The sequence below is a fragment of the Pseudomonas sp. URMO17WK12:I6 genome (assembly GCF_003253625.1).
Classification (GTDB): Bacteria; Pseudomonadota; Gammaproteobacteria; order Pseudomonadales; family Pseudomonadaceae; genus Aquipseudomonas.
The window spans coordinates 126,646-143,448 of the sequence record NZ_QKYZ01000007.1 but is presented as its reverse complement, the minus strand read 5'-3'; the positions used below and the strand labels follow the sequence as shown (position 1 = coordinate 143,448).

17 protein-coding genes are annotated in these 16,803 nt (G+C 60.2%); 10 read left to right on the top strand and 7 right to left on the bottom strand.

Annotated elements, in window-relative coordinates; genetic code table 11:
- Positions 1 to 33: 33 nt before the first annotated feature.
- Positions 34 to 363 carry a DUF1820 family protein gene (locus F475_RS14870; RefSeq protein ID WP_003185742.1) on the bottom strand — a complete coding sequence of 110 codons (330 nt, stop codon included), beginning with the start codon at positions 361 to 363 and terminating at the stop codon, positions 34 to 36.
- 134 nt (positions 364 to 497) lie between these two features.
- Here F475_RS14870 and miaB point away from each other — a divergent pair, with 134 nt between their 5' ends.
- The 5 genes from miaB (at position 498) to lnt (ending at position 5,948) form a co-directional block, all read left to right on the top strand.
- The gene (gene miaB, locus F475_RS14865) at positions 498 to 1,826 is read left to right on the top strand and encodes a tRNA (N6-isopentenyl adenosine(37)-C2)-methylthiotransferase MiaB (RefSeq protein ID WP_018925767.1); all 1,329 of its coding nucleotides are present in this window, start codon (positions 498 to 500) and stop codon (positions 1,824 to 1,826) included.
- A 247-nt stretch (positions 1,827 to 2,073) separates the two neighbouring features.
- On the top strand, positions 2,074 to 3,078 hold the full coding sequence (locus tag F475_RS14860; RefSeq protein ID WP_019020889.1) for a PhoH family protein: 1,005 nt from the start codon (positions 2,074 to 2,076) through the stop codon (positions 3,076 to 3,078).
- Positions 3,071 to 3,565 carry an rRNA maturation RNase YbeY gene (gene ybeY / locus F475_RS14855; RefSeq protein WP_018925765.1) on the top strand — a complete coding sequence of 165 codons (495 nt, stop codon included), beginning with the start codon at positions 3,071 to 3,073 and terminating at the stop codon, positions 3,563 to 3,565. Before F475_RS14860 ends, ybeY begins: the two co-directional genes overlap by 8 nt.
- Before the next feature lie 5 nt (positions 3,566 to 3,570).
- Positions 3,571 to 4,410, top strand: coding sequence for an HlyC/CorC family transporter (locus F475_RS14850; RefSeq protein ID WP_007909641.1), 840 nt, complete (start codon positions 3,571 to 3,573; stop codon positions 4,408 to 4,410).
- Positions 4,411 to 4,424: 14 nt separating this feature from the next.
- On the top strand, positions 4,425 to 5,948 hold the full coding sequence (lnt, locus tag F475_RS14845) for an apolipoprotein N-acyltransferase (RefSeq protein WP_064620595.1): 1,524 nt from the start codon (positions 4,425 to 4,427) through the stop codon (positions 5,946 to 5,948).
- A gap of 38 nt (positions 5,949 to 5,986) precedes the next feature.
- Here the strand turns inward: lnt and F475_RS14840 are convergent, their stop codons facing one another.
- Together F475_RS14840 and F475_RS14835 are read right to left on the bottom strand one after the other, a co-directional pair.
- Entirely contained in the window at positions 5,987 to 6,766 is a 780-nt protein-coding gene (locus F475_RS14840; protein WP_026286383.1) for a YdcF family protein, read from the bottom strand.
- Between the two features lie 106 nt (positions 6,767 to 6,872).
- Positions 6,873 to 7,193 carry a hypothetical protein gene (locus tag F475_RS14835; RefSeq protein ID WP_019650894.1) on the bottom strand — a complete coding sequence of 107 codons (321 nt, stop codon included), beginning with the start codon at positions 7,191 to 7,193 and terminating at the stop codon, positions 6,873 to 6,875.
- Between the two features lie 280 nt (positions 7,194 to 7,473).
- Here F475_RS14835 and leuS point away from each other — a divergent pair, with 280 nt between their 5' ends.
- From leuS to F475_RS14805, 5 genes are all read left to right on the top strand, one after another.
- Positions 7,474 to 10,080, top strand: a complete 2,607-nt coding sequence (leuS, locus tag F475_RS14830; protein ID WP_018925761.1) for a leucine--tRNA ligase — start codon at positions 7,474 to 7,476, stop codon at positions 10,078 to 10,080.
- Between the two features lie 90 nt (positions 10,081 to 10,170).
- Positions 10,171 to 10,776, top strand: coding sequence for an LPS assembly lipoprotein LptE (gene lptE / locus F475_RS14825; protein ID WP_064620598.1), 606 nt, complete (start codon positions 10,171 to 10,173; stop codon positions 10,774 to 10,776).
- A 39-nt stretch (positions 10,777 to 10,815) separates the two neighbouring features.
- Positions 10,816 to 11,853: a DNA polymerase III subunit delta gene (gene holA, locus F475_RS14820; protein ID WP_007937416.1), complete on the top strand. Its 1,038-nt coding sequence runs from the start codon at positions 10,816 to 10,818 to the stop codon at positions 11,851 to 11,853.
- Between the two features lie 218 nt (positions 11,854 to 12,071).
- A complete protein-coding gene (gene arfA / locus F475_RS14810) occupies positions 12,072 to 12,236 on the top strand; it encodes an alternative ribosome rescue factor ArfA (RefSeq protein ID WP_003176285.1) in 165 nt (54 codons plus the stop codon).
- Positions 12,237 to 12,298: 62 nt separating this feature from the next.
- Positions 12,299 to 13,621, top strand: a complete 1,323-nt coding sequence (locus tag F475_RS14805) for a lytic murein transglycosylase (RefSeq protein ID WP_019650890.1) — start codon at positions 12,299 to 12,301, stop codon at positions 13,619 to 13,621.
- Positions 13,622 to 13,715: 94 nt separating this feature from the next.
- Here F475_RS14805 and F475_RS14800 read toward each other — a convergent pair whose 3' ends face one another.
- The 4 genes from F475_RS14800 to F475_RS14785 form a co-directional block, all read right to left on the bottom strand.
- Positions 13,716 to 14,663, bottom strand: a complete 948-nt coding sequence (locus tag F475_RS14800; RefSeq protein WP_018925758.1) for an LD-carboxypeptidase — start codon at positions 14,661 to 14,663, stop codon at positions 13,716 to 13,718.
- A 174-nt stretch (positions 14,664 to 14,837) separates the two neighbouring features.
- A complete protein-coding gene (gene lipA / locus F475_RS14795) occupies positions 14,838 to 15,860 on the bottom strand; it encodes a lipoyl synthase (protein WP_007946663.1) in 1,023 nt (340 codons plus the stop codon).
- A 1-nt stretch (position 15,861) separates the two neighbouring features.
- Positions 15,862 to 16,509 carry a lipoyl(octanoyl) transferase LipB gene (lipB, locus tag F475_RS14790; RefSeq protein ID WP_007937425.1) on the bottom strand — a complete coding sequence of 216 codons (648 nt, stop codon included), beginning with the start codon at positions 16,507 to 16,509 and terminating at the stop codon, positions 15,862 to 15,864.
- Entirely contained in the window at positions 16,509 to 16,784 is a 276-nt protein-coding gene (locus tag F475_RS14785) for a DUF493 domain-containing protein (protein ID WP_003215438.1), read from the bottom strand. Before F475_RS14785 ends, lipB begins: the two co-directional genes overlap by 1 nt.
- Positions 16,785 to 16,803 lie beyond the last annotated feature (19 nt).

Below are 16,803 nucleotides of genomic sequence, written 5' to 3'. Positions count from 1 at the left end.
AAAAGCCATTCTCACCTTAGAGAAACCTACTGCTTACTTCTCAGGCATCGGCATCGGAAACGGCATGACATTACCGACCGCGCCGCGGGCTTCGCTGATTTTCGGCGTGCCAAGGCGTTCGACCTCGTCGATGCGCACGATCGAATGCATCGGCACAAAACTGCGCACAACGCCTTCGAACTGAGCCTTGAGCTTTTCTTCGCTCGGATCGACGACCACTTGCGTGCGCTCGCCAAAGACGAACTCTTCCACTTCCAGGAAGCCCCACAGATCACTTTGATAGATCTGCTTGGCGTACATTTCGAACACCTGGCCCTGATTGAGGAAAATCACCTTGTAGATTGGAGCTTCACGTTTGGTCATGGTGGGCGGGTAACACATCGGGGATAAAAATGAGGGCGCGAACTATAGCATAGCCACCGGACGCGCAGCGGTAGGAACCTTGGGACATGTTCCCTATAATGCGCGGTTCTTTGAATCACGTGATGAATCTTTCCATGGCCAAGAAGCTTTACATCGAAACCCACGGTTGCCAGATGAACGAGTACGACAGCTCGCGCATGGTCGATCTGCTGGGTGAACATCAGGCCCTGGAAGTCACCGCCCGCGCTGAAGACGCCGACGTGATCCTGCTCAATACCTGCTCGATCCGTGAGCGCGCCCAGGACCGGGTGTATTCCCAGCTCGGCCGCTGGCGCGAACTGAAACTGGCCAATCCGGAAATGGTCATCGCCGTCGGCGGTTGCGTGGCCAGCCAGGAAGGCGCGGCCATCCGTGATCGCGCTCCGTATGTCGACGTGGTGTTCGGCCCGCAGACCCTGCACCGTCTGCCGGAAATGATCGACGCCGCGCGCGCCACCAAACTGCCGCAAGTCGACGTCTCGTTCCCGGAAATCGAAAAATTCGACCACTTGCCCGAACCGCGCATCGATGGGCCGAGCGCTTACGTGTCGGTCATGGAAGGCTGCAGCAAGTACTGCACCTTCTGCGTGGTGCCTTATACCCGCGGTGAAGAAGTCAGCCGGCCGTTCGACGATGTGATTGCCGAGATCATCCACCTGGCCGAAAACGGCGTGCGCGAAGTGACCCTGCTAGGGCAAAACGTCAACGGCTATCGCGGGACCACTCACGATGGTCGTCTGGCCGACCTGGCGGAATTGATCCGGGTGGTCGCCGCCGTCGATGGCATCGACCGGATTCGCTACACCACTTCGCACCCGCTGGAGTTCTCCGACAGCCTGATCCAGGCCCACGCCGACGTGCCGGAACTGGTGAAACACCTGCACTTGCCGGTGCAATCGGGCTCCGACCGAATCCTCGCGGCGATGAAGCGCAACCACACCGCGCTGGAGTACAAGTCCAAACTGCGCAAACTGCGGGCCGCCGTGCCGGGGATCTGCATCAGTTCGGACTTTATCGTCGGCTTCCCGGGCGAGACCGAAAAAGACTTCGAACAGACCATGAAGCTGATCGAAGACGTCGGTTTCGACTTCTCCTACTCTTTCGTCTACAGCCAGCGCCCGGGCACCCCGGCCGCCGACCTGGCCGACGAAACGCCGGAAGAACTGAAAAAAGAACGCCTGAATGCCCTGCAACATCGCCTGAACCAGCAAGGGTTCGAGATCAGCCGACAAATGGTGGGCTCCATTCAGCGGATTCTGGTTACCGATTATTCGAAAAAAGACCCTGGCGAACTGCAGGGGCGCACCGAGAATAACCGTATCGTCAACTTCCGCTGCGACAATCCGACCCTGATCGGCCAGTTCGCCGACGTGCACATCGACGCCGCGCAACCGCACTCGCTGCGGGGCTCGTTGATCCAATAACAGCAGGCCATAGAGCCTTTGTGGCGAGGGAGCTTGCTCCCGCTCGGTTGCGAAGCAGCCGCAAACCAGACACCTCGATCATCCTGAAAGATTGAGGCTGGATGATTTGGGAGCGCTTCGCACTCCAGCGGGAGCAAGCTCCCTCGCCACAGTTATCCAGTGAGACTGCTTTAAGAGCTTTCGCACCCAGGCGACTGGCGTTATCCTTTATTTCATCAATATTGCCCCAGGGCGGCTAAATACGACCTTGAACGCACCCATAGAACCACATCGTTTCATCCTCGAGCCTTTTGAAGCTCGCCGCTTCGCCAATTTGTGCGGGCAATTCGATGAGCATCTGCGCTTGATCGAACAGCGCCTGACCATCGAGATCCGCAACCGCGGAAACCAGTTCGAACTGATCGGCGAGCCCAAGCACACCACCTCCGCGGAAAACCTCCTGCGTCGCTTGTACCGAGAAACCAAGGGTACCGAGCTGTCGCCGGACATGGTTCACCTGTTCCTGCAGGAATCGGCCGTCGAGGAACTGGACAACCACTCCCCCGCCGAACCGTCCGTCGCCTTGCGCACCAAAAAAGGCATGATTCGCCCTCGCGGCTTGAATCAACTGCGCTACGTGAAGGAAATCCTCGGTAACGACATCAACTTCGGCATCGGCCCAGCCGGTACCGGCAAGACCTATCTGGCTGTTGCCTGCGCGGTAGACGCACTGGAACGCGAGCAGATTCGTCGCATCCTGTTGGTGCGTCCGGCGGTTGAAGCGGGTGAAAAACTCGGCTTCCTGCCCGGCGACCTGTCGCAAAAAATCGACCCGTACCTGCGCCCGCTCTACGACGCGCTCTACGAAATGCTCGGCTTCGAATATGTCGCCAAGCTAATCGAGCGTCAGGTGATTGAAGTCGCGCCACTGGCCTACATGCGCGGCCGCACGCTGAACAACAGCTTCATCATCCTCGACGAAAGCCAGAACACCACCGTCGAACAGATGAAGATGTTCCTGACCCGGATCGGCTTTGGCTCCACGGCGGTCATCACCGGTGACATCACCCAGGTCGACCTGCCACGCGGCACCAAGTCCGGGCTGCATCATGTGATCGAAGTGCTCAAGGACGTTCCGGGCATCAGCTTCACCCACTTCCAGCCCAAGGACGTGGTGCGCCATCCGCTGGTACAACGCATCGTCGAGGCGTACGAGCGCTTCGAAAATCGCGCTGCCGATGCCGCGCCAAAGGACACCCCGCACGATGCTTGAGCTTGATCTGCAACTGGCCAGCGACGCACCTGCCCCGAGTGAAGCCGAGTTCCGGAAATGGTGCGAACTGGCCTTGCGCCAGCGCACCGCCGACTCCGAGCTGACCATTCGTCTGGTCGACGAAGAAGAAGGCCGCGAACTGAATCACACCTGGCGGCAGAAGGATTACGCCACCAACGTGCTGTCATTTCCTGCCGATGTGCCGGACGAGTTGCTGGATATCCCGTTACTGGGCGATCTGGTGATCTGCGTGGCCGTGGTCGAGCGCGAAGCCGCCGAACAAGGCAAGGCACTCAACGCCCATTGGGCGCATCTGGTCATTCACGGCTGCTTGCATCTGCTTGGTTACGACCATATAGATGACGACGAAGCCGAAGAAATGGAAGCACTGGAACGAACGTTGCTTGCAGAACTGGGTCATCCGGACCCTTATGCGGACGACGAAACAGACACATCCCCTATCGTTACAACAAAGGATTCAGAGTAATCGCTATGAGCGAAGATCGATCGAGCAACGGGCAGAAGTCTTGGCTGGGTAAGCTCACCCAGGCTTTTGCCCACGAGCCGAAAAACCGCCAGGAGCTGCTGGAGCTGCTGCGCGATGCACACCAAAACAAGTTGCTGGACAGCGAAGCGCTGGCCATCGTCGAAGGCGCCATCCAGGTTGCAGACCTGCAAGTACGGGACATCATGGTCCCGCGCTCGCAGATGATCAGCATCAAGGCGACCCAGACACCTCGCGAGTTCCTGCCCGCCGTGGTCGACTCGGCCCACTCCCGCTACCCGGTGATCGGCGAAAGCCATGATGACGTGATGGGCGTGTTGCTGGCCAAGGACTTGCTGCCGTTGATCCTCAAGGAGAACGGCGACAGCTTCAACATCAAGGACCTGCTACGCCCGGCCACCTTCGTGCCCGAGTCCAAGCGACTGAACGTGCTGCTGCGCGAATTCCGCGCCAACCATAACCACATGGCCATCGTCATTGACGAATACGGCGGCGTGGCCGGTCTGGTGACCATTGAAGACGTGCTCGAACAAATCGTCGGCGACATCGAAGACGAGCATGACGTCGAAGAAGACAGCTACATCAAGCCGCTGCCAAGCGGTGACTTCCTGATCAAGGCCCTGACGCCGATCGAGAACTTCAACGAGTTCTTTGACAGCGAATTTTCCGACGACGAATTCGACACCGTCGGCGGTCTGGTGATGAGCGCGTTCGGGCACTTGCCAAAACGCAACGAAATCACCGAAATCGGCGCCTATCGCTTCCGCATCCTGAACGCCGACAGCCGTCGGATTCATTTGCTGCGTCTGACACCTATAGCTCGGTAACTCTAAGGATTGAAATGCGCTGGATGACCCGCCCCGGCTGGCCCGGTAACCTGCTGGCCGTGGCGGCCGGTGCACTCACCACCCTGGCCTTGGCGCCATTCGATATCTGGCCGCTGGCATTGCTGGCGGTCGGTTTCTTTTACGCCGGCTTGCGCGAGCTGAGCCCCCGTCAGGCCCTGGGCCGTGGCTGGTGTTTCGGTTTCGGCCTGTTTGCCGGCGGAACCAGCTGGATCTACTACAGCATTCACAACTTCGGCGGCGCATCTGTACTGCTGGCCGGGTTCTTGATGCTGCTCTTCACCGCAGCGATTGCCTGGTTCTTCGCCTTGCCCGCCTGGATTTGGGCGCGCTGGCTGCGCCGTAACGAAGCGCCGCTGGCCGATGCCCTGGCGTTTGCGGCGCTGTGGGTGGGTCAGGAAGCCTTTCGCGGCTGGTTCCTCACCGGTTTCCCGTGGCTGTATTCCGGTTACAGCCAGCTCGACGGCCCATTGGCCGGGCTCGCGCCGGTCGGCGGGATGTGGCTGATTTCCTTCGCGCTGGCCCTGACCGCCGCACTGGTCTATAACGCACCGCGCCTGATTCGCACCGCTCGCAAGGGCTTTATTGCCGCTGGCGTGTTGCTGCTGGCCGGCCCGTGGGTGATCGGCCTGGCGCTCAAGGAACACGCCTGGACCAGCCCTTCGGGTGCGCCGCTGAGCGTCGCGGCAATTCAGGGAAACATCGAACAAAGCATGAAATGGGACCCGTCGCAAATCAACGCGCAGTTGGCGCTGTACCGCGACATGAGTTTCAGCTCCAAACCCGTCGACCTGCTGATCTGGCCGGAAACGGCGGTCCCGGTACTCAAGGAGTCCGTCGAGGGCTATCTGGACATGATGGGCAGCTTCGCTGCAGAGCGTAAGTCCGCGCTGATTACCGGTGTACCGATTCGACAGGAAGTCCATCACGAGAAGCGCTACTTCAACGGCATCACCGTTGTCGGTGAAGGTGATGGCACTTACCTGAAGCAGAAACTGGTGCCATTCGGTGAATACGTTCCGTTGCAGGAAGTCTTGCGCGGCCTGATCGCGTTCTTCGACCTGCCGATGTCCGACTTTGCCCGTGGACCGGCCGATCAACCGCTGCTACAGGCCAAGGGCTATCAGATTGCGCCGTACATCTGCTACGAAGTGGTCTACCCGGAATTCGCCGCAGGCCTCGCCGCCCGCAGCGATTTGCTGCTGACCATCAGCAACGACACCTGGTTCGGCACCTCGATCGGCCCATTGCAACACTTGCAGATGGCGCAGATGCGCGCCCTTGAGGCCGGCCGCTGGATGATCCGCGCCACCAACAACGGCGTGACCGGCCTGATCAACCCGTTTGGTCAGATCACTGCCCGGATCCCGCAGTTCGAACGCGGTATTCTGTACGGCGAAGTGGTGCCAATGCATAACCTGACGCCGTATCTGCAATGGCGTTCGTGGCCGTTGATCATCATTTGCGTGCTGTTGTTTGGCTGGGCGTTGATGGCCAACCGGATGGCGAAGACCGTTTAACCCGGCAGGATCATTCCCATGCACTGGCGTGGGAATGATCACTCCTCAACAGGCTCGCCTCGATAGAACATCCAATACCCGACCTGCCCCACGAGCTCATTCATCAACTGCCCCGATTGCCAGATCGATTTGAATTCCGGCATCCAGCCACCCAGCGGCCGCGCATTGTCCACGCCTAAAAACCCCACCGGCGCCGGCACCACCTCAAATCCGGCCTGCTCAAAGCTCCACACCGCCCGCGGCATATGCCACGCCTGAGTCACGACCACCACCCGTTTGATCCCCTGCGGCAACAATACCTGGGCGCTGAACTGCGCGTTTTCCCAGGTTGTGCGGCTGCGCCCTTCCTGCCAGCGTACCGTCACGCCAAAATCATCGAGCAACGAATCCGCCATCAGCTGCGCTTCAGTCGGCGGTGTCCCGTAATGCAGGCCGCCGCTGGCCAGAATCGGCAAGCCGGAAGCCTTGGCCAGACGCGCGGCATAACGCTCGCGCCCAAGCCCTACGCCGGTGGGCTGGTCGACACCCCAGGCCAGGTCGCCACGCTCACGCCCGGAACCCAGCACCACGATCGCGTCGGCGCGCTGGCCCAGGGTGGCCCATTCCTCGCGCACGAGCGGCGGCTCGCGCTCCAGAGCCTTGGCAGTCCACTCCACCATGACTGGCAGGCTCATCAACCAGAAGCCGCCCACCCCCATAACGAAGCACGCTCCCGCCAGCCTCGGCCTTGAGCGGCGCCACCACCAGGCGAGTACCAGTAACAGCAAAAGAACGCCGGGCGGCAATAGAAGTTGTTTAATGAAATAACGAAAAGGCATCGGGCATCTCCATAGATGCCCGAAGCCTAAGTGGGTTAACGCAATGCGACAACAAATGCGGAAGGACTTTATTTCAAAAAACCATATGCGATGGTTTCAAGTGTCCTTACTTGAACTGCAGAGACCGGACCTTTACCGCGCCTCCGCCGGGTGTCTTATCCTTGAGCCAGAGGATCTTGGCCGTACGTGGTGCCTCGAGTTGCTTCATTGCTGCTGACAAGCATCCGTGCGTTTCACGTTCACTGCGGTCCAGATAGGCCTTGACCAGCTCAAACTCTGCGGGGGTCAAACCACGCAGTTCCAGCTCCAGGGGACGCTCGTCGCGAAGCCGTCCAGCGGTTTTGGCCGCGTCCAGGGCCATTGCGAGACGGTCGATCAGTCTTTCGTACAACTCCGGTTTTGTAGCTTTTTGCTGTGAATCAACCATCCATCACCTCATTGAAGATAAGACTCACTCCCCTTTTAGAGCTTAGCTTCGCTGAAAAAACCGGCTGAGCGCCGCGACCAACGGCCCTTGGGGTGGGAATTGGCCGCGCCCTTGCGTGTAATCAGGGTTTCCCTCGGTAGAGTGCCGTCATGTATGCTACGGCGCTTCCTGTAACTCCACTTCCAGCTCGGCTGGGCAGCGAAACGCCGATTTGGCGTCATCACCGTCCAGCGTTGCATTGAAGAGGATTAGGCCACCCCTATTCAGTTCAAAAGTAGCCATGCACGAACAATATCAGCCCCGTGAAATCGAAGCCGCCGCCCAGTCGTTCTGGGACGAGCAAAAGTCCTTTGAAGTCAGTGAACAGCCAGGCAAGGAGACTTTCTACTGCCTGTCGATGTTCCCTTACCCCAGCGGCAAGCTACACATGGGGCACGTGCGCAACTACACCATCGGCGACGTGATCTCCCGCTACCAGCGCATGCAAGGCAAGAACGTCCTGCAACCCATGGGTTGGGACGCGTTCGGCATGCCGGCGGAAAACGCCGCGATGAAGAACAACGTAGCGCCCGCCAAGTGGACCTACGAAAACATCGCCTACATGAAAAGCCAGCTGCGCAGCCTGGGCCTGGCGGTGGACTGGTCGCGCGAAGTGACCACCTGCAAGCCCGATTACTACCGCTGGGAACAATGGCTGTTCACTCGCCTGTTCGAAAAAGGCGTGATTTACAAAAAAAGCGGCACTGTGAACTGGGACCCGGTCGACCAGACTGTTCTGGCCAACGAGCAAGTGATCGACGGTCGCGGCTGGCGTTCCGGCGCGCTGATTGAAAAGCGCGAAATCCCGATGTACTACTTCAAGATCACCGCTTACGCGGATGAGCTGCTGGAGAGCCTCGACGAACTGACTGGCTGGCCTGAACAGGTCAAGACCATGCAGCGCAACTGGATCGGCAAATCCCGCGGCATGGAAGTGCAGTTCCCGTACGACGTCGCTTCCATCGGTGAAGCCGGCGCGTTGAAAGTCTTCACCACCCGTCCGGATACCCTGATGGGCGCAACCTACGTTGCCGTGGCCGCCGAACACCCTCTGGCTGCCCTGGCGGCGCAGAACAACCCTGAACTGCAAGCGTTCATCGCTGAATGCAAGGGCGGCAGCGTTGCTGAAGCCGACGTCGCCACTCAAGAGAAAAAAGGCCTGCCGACCTCGCTGTTCGTCGAGCACCCGCTGACCGGTGAGAAACTCCCGGTATGGGTCGCCAACTACGTGCTGATGCACTACGGCGATGGCGCGGTCATGGCAGTTCCGGCGCACGACGAGCGTGATTTCGAGTTCGCCCACAAGTACAACCTGCCGATCAAATCGGTGGTGCGCACAAGTGCCGGTGACACTAATCCTGCCCCGTGGCAGGACGCTTACGGCGAGTACGGCACGCTGATCAACTCCGGCGAGTTCGACGGCCTCGACTTCGCAGGCGCTTTCGACGCTATCGAAGTCGCACTGATCAAGAAAAACCTCGGCGCCTCGCGCACCCAGTTCCGCCTGCGCGACTGGGGCATCAGCCGTCAACGCTACTGGGGCTGCCCGATCCCGATCATCCACTGCGGTACTTGCGGTGATGTACCGGTCCCGGAAGATCAACTGCCCGTGGTGTTGCCCGAAGACGTGGTACCGGACGGCGCTGGTTCGCCGCTGGCGCGCATGCCCGAGTTCTACGAGTGCGCTTGCCCGAAATGCGGCGCACCGGCCAAGCGTGAAACCGACACCATGGACACTTTCGTCGAGTCCTCGTGGTACTACGCCCGTTACGCCTCGCCGCACTTTGAAGGTGGCCTGGTAGAAAAATCGGCGGCCGACCACTGGTTGCCGGTGGATCAGTACATCGGCGGTATCGAACACGCGATTCTTCACCTACTCTACGCGCGCTTCTTCCACAAGCTGATGCGCGATGAAGGCCTGGTGAGCTCCAACGAGCCGTTCAAGAACCTGCTGACCCAGGGCATGGTGATCGCCGAGACTTACTACCGTCGCGAAGCCAACGGTGCCTACACCTGGTTCAACCCGGCGGACGTCGAACTCGAACGCGACAGCAAGGCCAAGGTCATTAGCGCCAAGCTGATCGCCGACGGTCTGCCGGTGGAAATCGGCGGCACCGAGAAGATGGCCAAGTCGAAGAACAACGGCGTCGACCCACAGTCGATGATTGACCAGTTCGGCGCAGACACCTGCCGCCTGTTCATGATGTTCGCCTCGCCACCTGACATGAGCGCGGAATGGTCCGACTCCGGAGTAGAAGGTTCGCACCGCTTCCTCAAGCGCGTCTGGCGCCTGGCTCAAGCGCACGTCACTCAGGGCCTGCCGGGAAAACTGGATGTCGCCAGCCTGAACGACGAGCAGAAAGCCATTCGCCGTTCGATCCACCAGGCCATCAAGCAGGCCAGCCACGACGTCGGCCAGAATCACAAATTCAACACCGCCATCGCCCAGGTGATGACGCTGATGAACGTGCTGGAAAAAGCCCCGCAAGGCACCGAACAGGATCGCGCGCTGATTCACGAAGGCCTGGAAACCGTGACTCTGCTGCTGGCCCCGATCACCCCGCACATCAGCCACGAGCTGTGGCATCGCCTGGGCCACGCCGACCCGGTGATCGACGCCGGTTGGCCGGTGCTGGACGAAAGCGCCCTGGTACAGGACAGCCTGCAACTGGTCATTCAAGTGAATGGCAAGCTGCGCGGCCACATCGAAATGCCAGCCAGCGCCAGCCGCGAAGAAGTCGAAGCCGCCGCACGGGCCAACGAAAACGTCCTGCGCTTCGTCGATGGCCTGACTATTCGCAAAGTGATCGTAGTGCCCGGGAAACTGGTCAATATCGTCGCCAGCTAAAAATTGGATCGGGCGCCAGGTGAGCCTGGCGCCGAGTAAAACCTTTCGGGCCGCTTGACCGGCCCACATGGTTTCAAGGGGAGCAACAAGATGATCAAACGCAATTTGCTGGTGATGGGCCTTGCAGTCCTGCTGAGCGCCTGCGGTTTCCACCTGCGTGGCACCGAAACCACCGAACTGGCGATCAAGGAACTCGACCTGAGTGCCCGCAATGCCTACGGCGAAACCGTGACACAATTGCGTCAGGTACTGGAAAGCAGCGGCGTCCGGGTCTACAGCGGCGCACCTTACAAACTGGTGCTGACCGATGAGCAGGAAAGCCAGCGCATCCTCAGCTATGCCGGTGCCGGCCGTACTGGCGAGTACCAGGTGAACACCGTGCTCAATTACGACATCCGTGGTCAAGGTGGCCTGCCACTGCTGAGCGACAAGCTTGAAGTGCAGAAGGTGTTCATCCACGATGGCAACAACCTGGTAGGTTCCGACCAGGAAGCCAACGATGCCCGCCGCGAGACTCGTCGTGAACTGGTTCAACGCATGATGCTGCGTCTGCAACAGCTCACTCCGACTCAGTTGGAGCAGCTGCAACAGACCGCCGACGCCCGGGCCAAGGCTGAAGCCGCCGCGCTGGAAGCAGCGCAGAAAGCTGAAGCGGAGACTCCGCGTCAGTCGCCTGTCGAACTGCCGCAGCAATAAGACTTACGGGGCGCTCAGGCGCCCCGTTCGCCTCCTCTTATGAAACTCGCCCCCGCCCAACTCGGTAAACACCTGCAAGGCGCTCTTGCGCCGGTCTACATCATCAGTGGCGATGACCCACTGCTGTGCCAGGAAGCCGCCGACGCCATTCGCGCCGCTGCTCGCCAACAAGGTTTCGATGAACGCCAGGTCTTCGCCGCCGACGCCAGTTTCGACTGGGGTACGCTGCTGCAGGCTGGTGCAAGCATGTCGCTGTTCGCCGAAAAACGTCTTCTGGAACTGCGCCTGCCCTCCGGCAAACCTGGTGACAAAGGCGCCGCCGCGCTCATCGAGTACTGCTCGCGCCCGGCAGAAGACACGCTACTGCTGATCAGCCTGCCCAAGCTTGATGGCAGTGCGCAGAAAACCAAGTGGGGCAAGGCGCTGGTCGAAGGTCCGCAGACCCAGTTCGTGCAAATCTGGCCCGTGGACACCAACCAGTTGCCGAGCTGGATTCGTCAACGACTGTCCCAGGCCGGGCTTTCCGCCAGCCAGGACGCCGTCGAACTGATCGCCGCTCGGGTCGAAGGCAACTTGCTGGCTGCCGCCCAGGAAATCGAAAAGCTCAAGCTGATGGCCGAAGGTGGTCAGATCACCGTCGAAACCGTGCAAGCGGCGGTGGCCGACAGCGCGCGCTTCGACGTCTTCGGCTTGACCGACGCGATCCTCAACGGCGAAGCCGCTCATGCCCTGCGCATGCTCGAAGGACTGCGCGGCGAAGGCGTCGAACCGCCGGTGATTCTCTGGGCGCTTGCCCGTGAACTGCGCCTGCTGGCCAACCTGTCGCTGCAATACAGCCAGGGCGTGCCGCTGGACAAAGCCTTCAGCCAGGCCCGACCGCCGGTCTGGGACAAGCGCAAACCACTGATGAGCAAGGCACTGCAACGCTACTCGGCACAACGCTGGGCGCAATTGCTGCTTGAAGCACAGCGCATCGACGCGCAGATCAAAGGCCAGGCGGCGGGTTCACCCTGGATGAGTTTGAGCCGGTTGACGTTGTTGATGGCTGGGCAGAGATTGTCGTTGCCTGCCGAATAACCTGTTTTCCAGCCTGCACCAACCTCTGTGGCGAGGGAGCTTGCTCCCGCCGGGTTGCGAAGCGACCCCGAAACGGTTTTACGACTGCTCCGCAGCCGAACGGGAGCAAGCTCCCTCGCCACAGGTCATCATTTCCTACATATCCCAGGGACTAGACAGAACCCCAACTTCGGCCGATGATTTGTCCCGCAAAATCCACTCACTTGCGAGAGATCATCATGAGTAAAAAGCCATCCAAGCATGGCCCCAACAAGGCCAAATCCATCATCGCCCAGCCACTGTTCCGCAGCCGTCAGGAACGAGCCGGCAAGGGCAAAGGCAGCTACCGCCGCGAAGCCTTCCAGTCTAATAGCTGGGAGGCTTCTTACTTTCTGGCAGCCTGAAAGGCAAGCCATCGCTCAACATGTTAAGGTCTGCACCTGATTCGTATCCTCTGGACCTGTGCATGCCCCTTTGTCTTTCCCGTCGTTGGCACCTTCGCCAATTGATAGCTGCCTCCAGCCTCGTTCTGCTTGTCGCCTGCGCGGAAAAACCCACCGCCGCCGACGCCCAGCCGCTTCAAACCCAAGCCGTTGCCACGGCCCCTGCGGTCGTTCCGCCAGTGGTTCCGACTGGTGAGGATCTCGACATCCAGCCCACCCAGACCTTTGCCGAATGGCAGGCGGGCTTTCGCAAAGACGCCCTCGCCGCCGGCATTCGCGCCGACCTGTTCGACCGTGCCTTTGCCAATGTCAGCTTGGACGCCAGCGTGATCCGTGCCGACCGCAGCCAACCGGAATTTACTCGTCCGGTGTGGGAATACCTCGATGGCGCGCTGTCGCCGCTGCGGGTACGCAAAGGTCAGGCACTGGTCAGCCAGTACGCCGATATCCTGCAAAGCATCGAACAGCGCTATGGCGTCGACCGTCAGGCATTGGTCGCGGTGTGGGGCATGGAGAGTAACTTCGGTCAGTTCCAGGGTAACAAGTCTGTGATCAACTCCCTGGCAACCCTGGCCTATGAAGGTCGACGCCCAGGCTTTGCTCATGCGCAGCTGATCGCTGCCCTGCAAATCCTGCAACAGGGCGATATTGAACCCGAGAAAATGCTCGGCTCCTGGGCGGGCGCCATGGGCCAGACCCAGTTCATCCCGACCACCTACAACACCCACGCCGTAGACTTCGACGGCGATGGCCGCCGTGACATCTGGAACAGCGCCGCTGATGCACTGGCCTCGACCGCGCACTACCTGCAAAGCTCTGGCTGGCAGAAAGGCCAGCCGTGGGGCTTCGAAGTCCAACTGCCGAGCAGCTTCAATTACGTCCTGGCCGATGGCGCGATTCGCAAAAGCGTCGCCGAGTGGCAGCAACTGGGGGTCACCCTGCCCAATGGTGTCCAGGTTCCGGCCGGTTCCGAACACCTGTCGGCCGCCCTGCTCCTGCCGGCAGGCTATCGCGGCCCGGCATTCCTGATCTTCGATAACTTCCGCGCAATCCTCAAGTACAACAACTCTTCGTCCTACGCCTTGGGCGTGAGCCTGTTGTCTGAGCGTTTCAATGGCGGTGGCCTGATCAACGGTCTATGGCCAAAAGATGACTTGCCGCTGAGCCGTACCGAGCGAATCGAGCTGCAAACCCTGCTGAGCGCCCGGAACTATGACGCCGGCACCCCCGACGGCATCATCGGCGCCAATACCCGTAAAGCAATCCGCAGCGCGCAGCAGTCGTTTGGCTGGCCGGCGGATGGGTACCCTACGCACAAGTTGCTCGAAGGTTTGCGTAACCGCTAAAAGCAAAAGATCGCAGCCTTCGACAGCTCCTACAGGGTTTTGTGTACACCTGCAGGAACTGCCGAAGGCTGCGATCTTTTTTTGCGATGTGTTGTTACTTGATCACCACATCCTGCTCCAACACCAACGTCTTGCTCCCCGCATCCAGCCTGACCAGTGCCCCCATCGGCAACGTCAGGTTCGGATCGCAATGCCCGCTGCGCCACCCCGCCAGCACGGGTATGCGCAACGACGCGAAGGTCTGCTTGAGCAAGCCCTCCAGCGCGATGGTGTCCACGCCCGCCACATCCCCCACCAGAACCCCGCGCAACTTGTGCAGCGTGCCGGCCAGACGCAAGTGGGTCAGCAGCCGATCAATGCGATAAAGCGGCTCGTTGATGTCTTCGATGAACAGGATGGCGCCCTCGGCGTCGATCTCGTAAGGCGTGCCCATGGTCGCGGCGATCATCGACAGATTGCCCCCCAGCAAACGCCCGTGAGCAATGCCTGGCGAGACGGTCGTCAACGGATAGGCCACCGGGTGCGCCAGCACGCTGTCCGCCGTCACTTGCCCGCGCAACATGTTGAAAAACGAGGACTCGGTGGGTTTCTGCTTGTCACCCAGCAGGTCAGCATTGAGCATCGGGCCGTGAAACGTCACGAAACCCGCATAACGGCTGATTGCCAGGTGCAGTGCAGTGATATCGCTATAGCCGATGAACGGTTTGGCATTGTTGCGCAGTAACTCGAAATCGATCCGATCGAGCAAACGCGGCGTACCGTAACCGCCACGCAAACAGATGATGGCGTCGACCTCGCTGTCGGTAAATGCCGCGTGCAAGTCATTGAGCCGCACATCGTCGCTGCCGGCCAGGTAGCCGTCTTTCTCGTAAACACCGGGGAACACTCGCAGCGAATAGCCGCGAGCGCGCATCCAGGCAATCGCTTTATCGGTGTCCAGGGCAGCGGGGCCGGCAGGCGCAATGACGCCGATCAGCCCTGCAGGCGGCAAGGCCGGAACAGGGACGTGAGGACAAAGGGTGTGGGTCGGTCGAGCGGTCATCCATGATTCTCCCTGTGTGAATGCTTCAGCACACAGTAGTCAGGAACGGGAATAAACAAAAGAGGGTCAGTCGCACCACGGCTTGCAGGAAAAGCCTGCAGAGGATGTGGGCACCGCCAATGAAAACGCCCGCAAGGACTAACCTTGCGGGCGTGCTCTTTTCTCAGCGCGGAATCAGGACGACATCAATTCGGCCTTGACCAGCTTCGCCTGCTCGTCGGCGTGGTACGAGGAGCGTACCAGCGGGCCGGAAGCGACGTTCTTGAAGCCCATCTTGTAACCTTCCTCGGCAAACCAGGCGAAGGTGTCCGGGTGCACGAAGCGCTGGACCGGCAAGTGGCTGCGGGACGGTTGCAGGTACTGGCCCAGGGTCAGCATGTCGATGTCGTGTTCGCGCATGCGTTTCATGACTTCGATGACTTCTTCGTCGGTTTCGCCCAGACCCAGCATCAGGCCGGACTTGGTCGGAATGTGCGGCATCATCTGCTTGAAGCGTTGCAGCAGGGTCAGCGACCACTGGTAATCCGACCCCGGACGCGCAGCCTTGTACAGGCGCGGCACGGTTTCCAGGTTGTGGTTGAACACATCTGGCGGCTCGGCGGCGGTGATTTCCAGTGCAACGTCCATGCGGCCACGGTAGTCCGGGACCAGGGTTTCGAGCTGTACGTTCGGCGACAGTTTGCGGATTTCGCGGATGCAGTCGGCAAAGTGCTGGGCACCACCGTCACGCAGGTCGTCACGGTCTACCGAGGTGATGACCACGTATTTCAGTTTCAGGTCGGCGATGGCAATGGCCAGGCTTTCCGGCTCGTTCACGTCCAGTGGCTTCGGACGACCATGGCCAACGTCGCAGAACGGGCAACGACGGGTGCAGATATCGCCCATGATCATGAAGGTCGCGGTGCCGCCGGAGAAGCACTCGCCCAGGTTCGGGCAGGATGCTTCTTCGCAAACGCTGTGCAGCTTGTGTTTGCGCAGCAAGGCCTTGATGCGGTCGACTTCCGGGGAAACCGGGATGCGCACGCGAATCCAGTCTGGTTTCTTCGGCAGTTCGGTGGTCGGGATGATCTTCACCGGGATGCGTGCAACCTTCTCGGCGCCGCGCAGCTTGACGCCGGCTTCAACCTTGGCACGCGGGGCCGGACGCTCAGTGACATCGAGCGTCGGGATCATGGTTTGCACTGCATCAGTAGTCATATCAATCGATTCCGCCCGTTAGGGTCGTCTGCTCAGCATAGTCGAGGTGTTTGACGAGCTGCGCGCGCAGCCGGGCACTTACCTCGGCAAATTCAATCGGTCCTGCGTGATCGCGCAGCTGGGTCATCGCCAGCCCGGCATAGCCGCAGGGATTAATCCGTCGAAACGGTTCCAGGTTCATATCCACGTTCAGGGCCAGGCCATGAAAGGAACAACCGTGGCGGATCCGCAGACCCAAGGACGCGATTTTCGCGCCATCGACATAGACACCCGGTGCATCCGGCTTGGCGGATGCGGTCACGCCGTAACTGGCCAGCAACTCGATCAGGCACTGCTCCATGCGGCTGACCAGGTCACGCACGCCGAACCCCAGCTTGCGCACATCCAGCAACAGGTAGGCCACCAATTGGCCCGGACCGTGGTAAGTCACCTGCCCACCGCGGTCGACCTGCACCACCGGAATATCGCCTGGCAGCAACAGGTGTTCAGCCTTGCCGGCCTGGCCCTGGGTGAACACCGGCGGGTGCTCGACCAGCCAGATCTCGTCGGCGGCATCGCTGCCGCGTTCGTTGGTGAAGCGTTGCATGGCATGCCAGACCGGCTCGTAAGCCATCTGGCCAAGTTCGCGAAAGCCCAGCGTGCCAGGCATCACAGCACCATGTGCACGAAGCCGGTAGCCCGCAGTTCGCTGTTGATGTTGTACAGCTGGTCCTGGTCGGTGGCAACGATGTGCAACTGAATCGTGGTGTACTTGCCGTTGGTGCTTTGGCGCTCATCAACGCGGTCATGGTTGATCGTCGCGTGTTTCTTGACGATCTCGATGATCTTGTCTTTGTTGCCCACACCCGTATCGCTGATCACCTTAACCGGGTAATCAACGTTGGGGAATTCGATCTTAGGCGCCTTTACTTCGGTATCGGTCATGGCGTAACGGCCTCGTAAG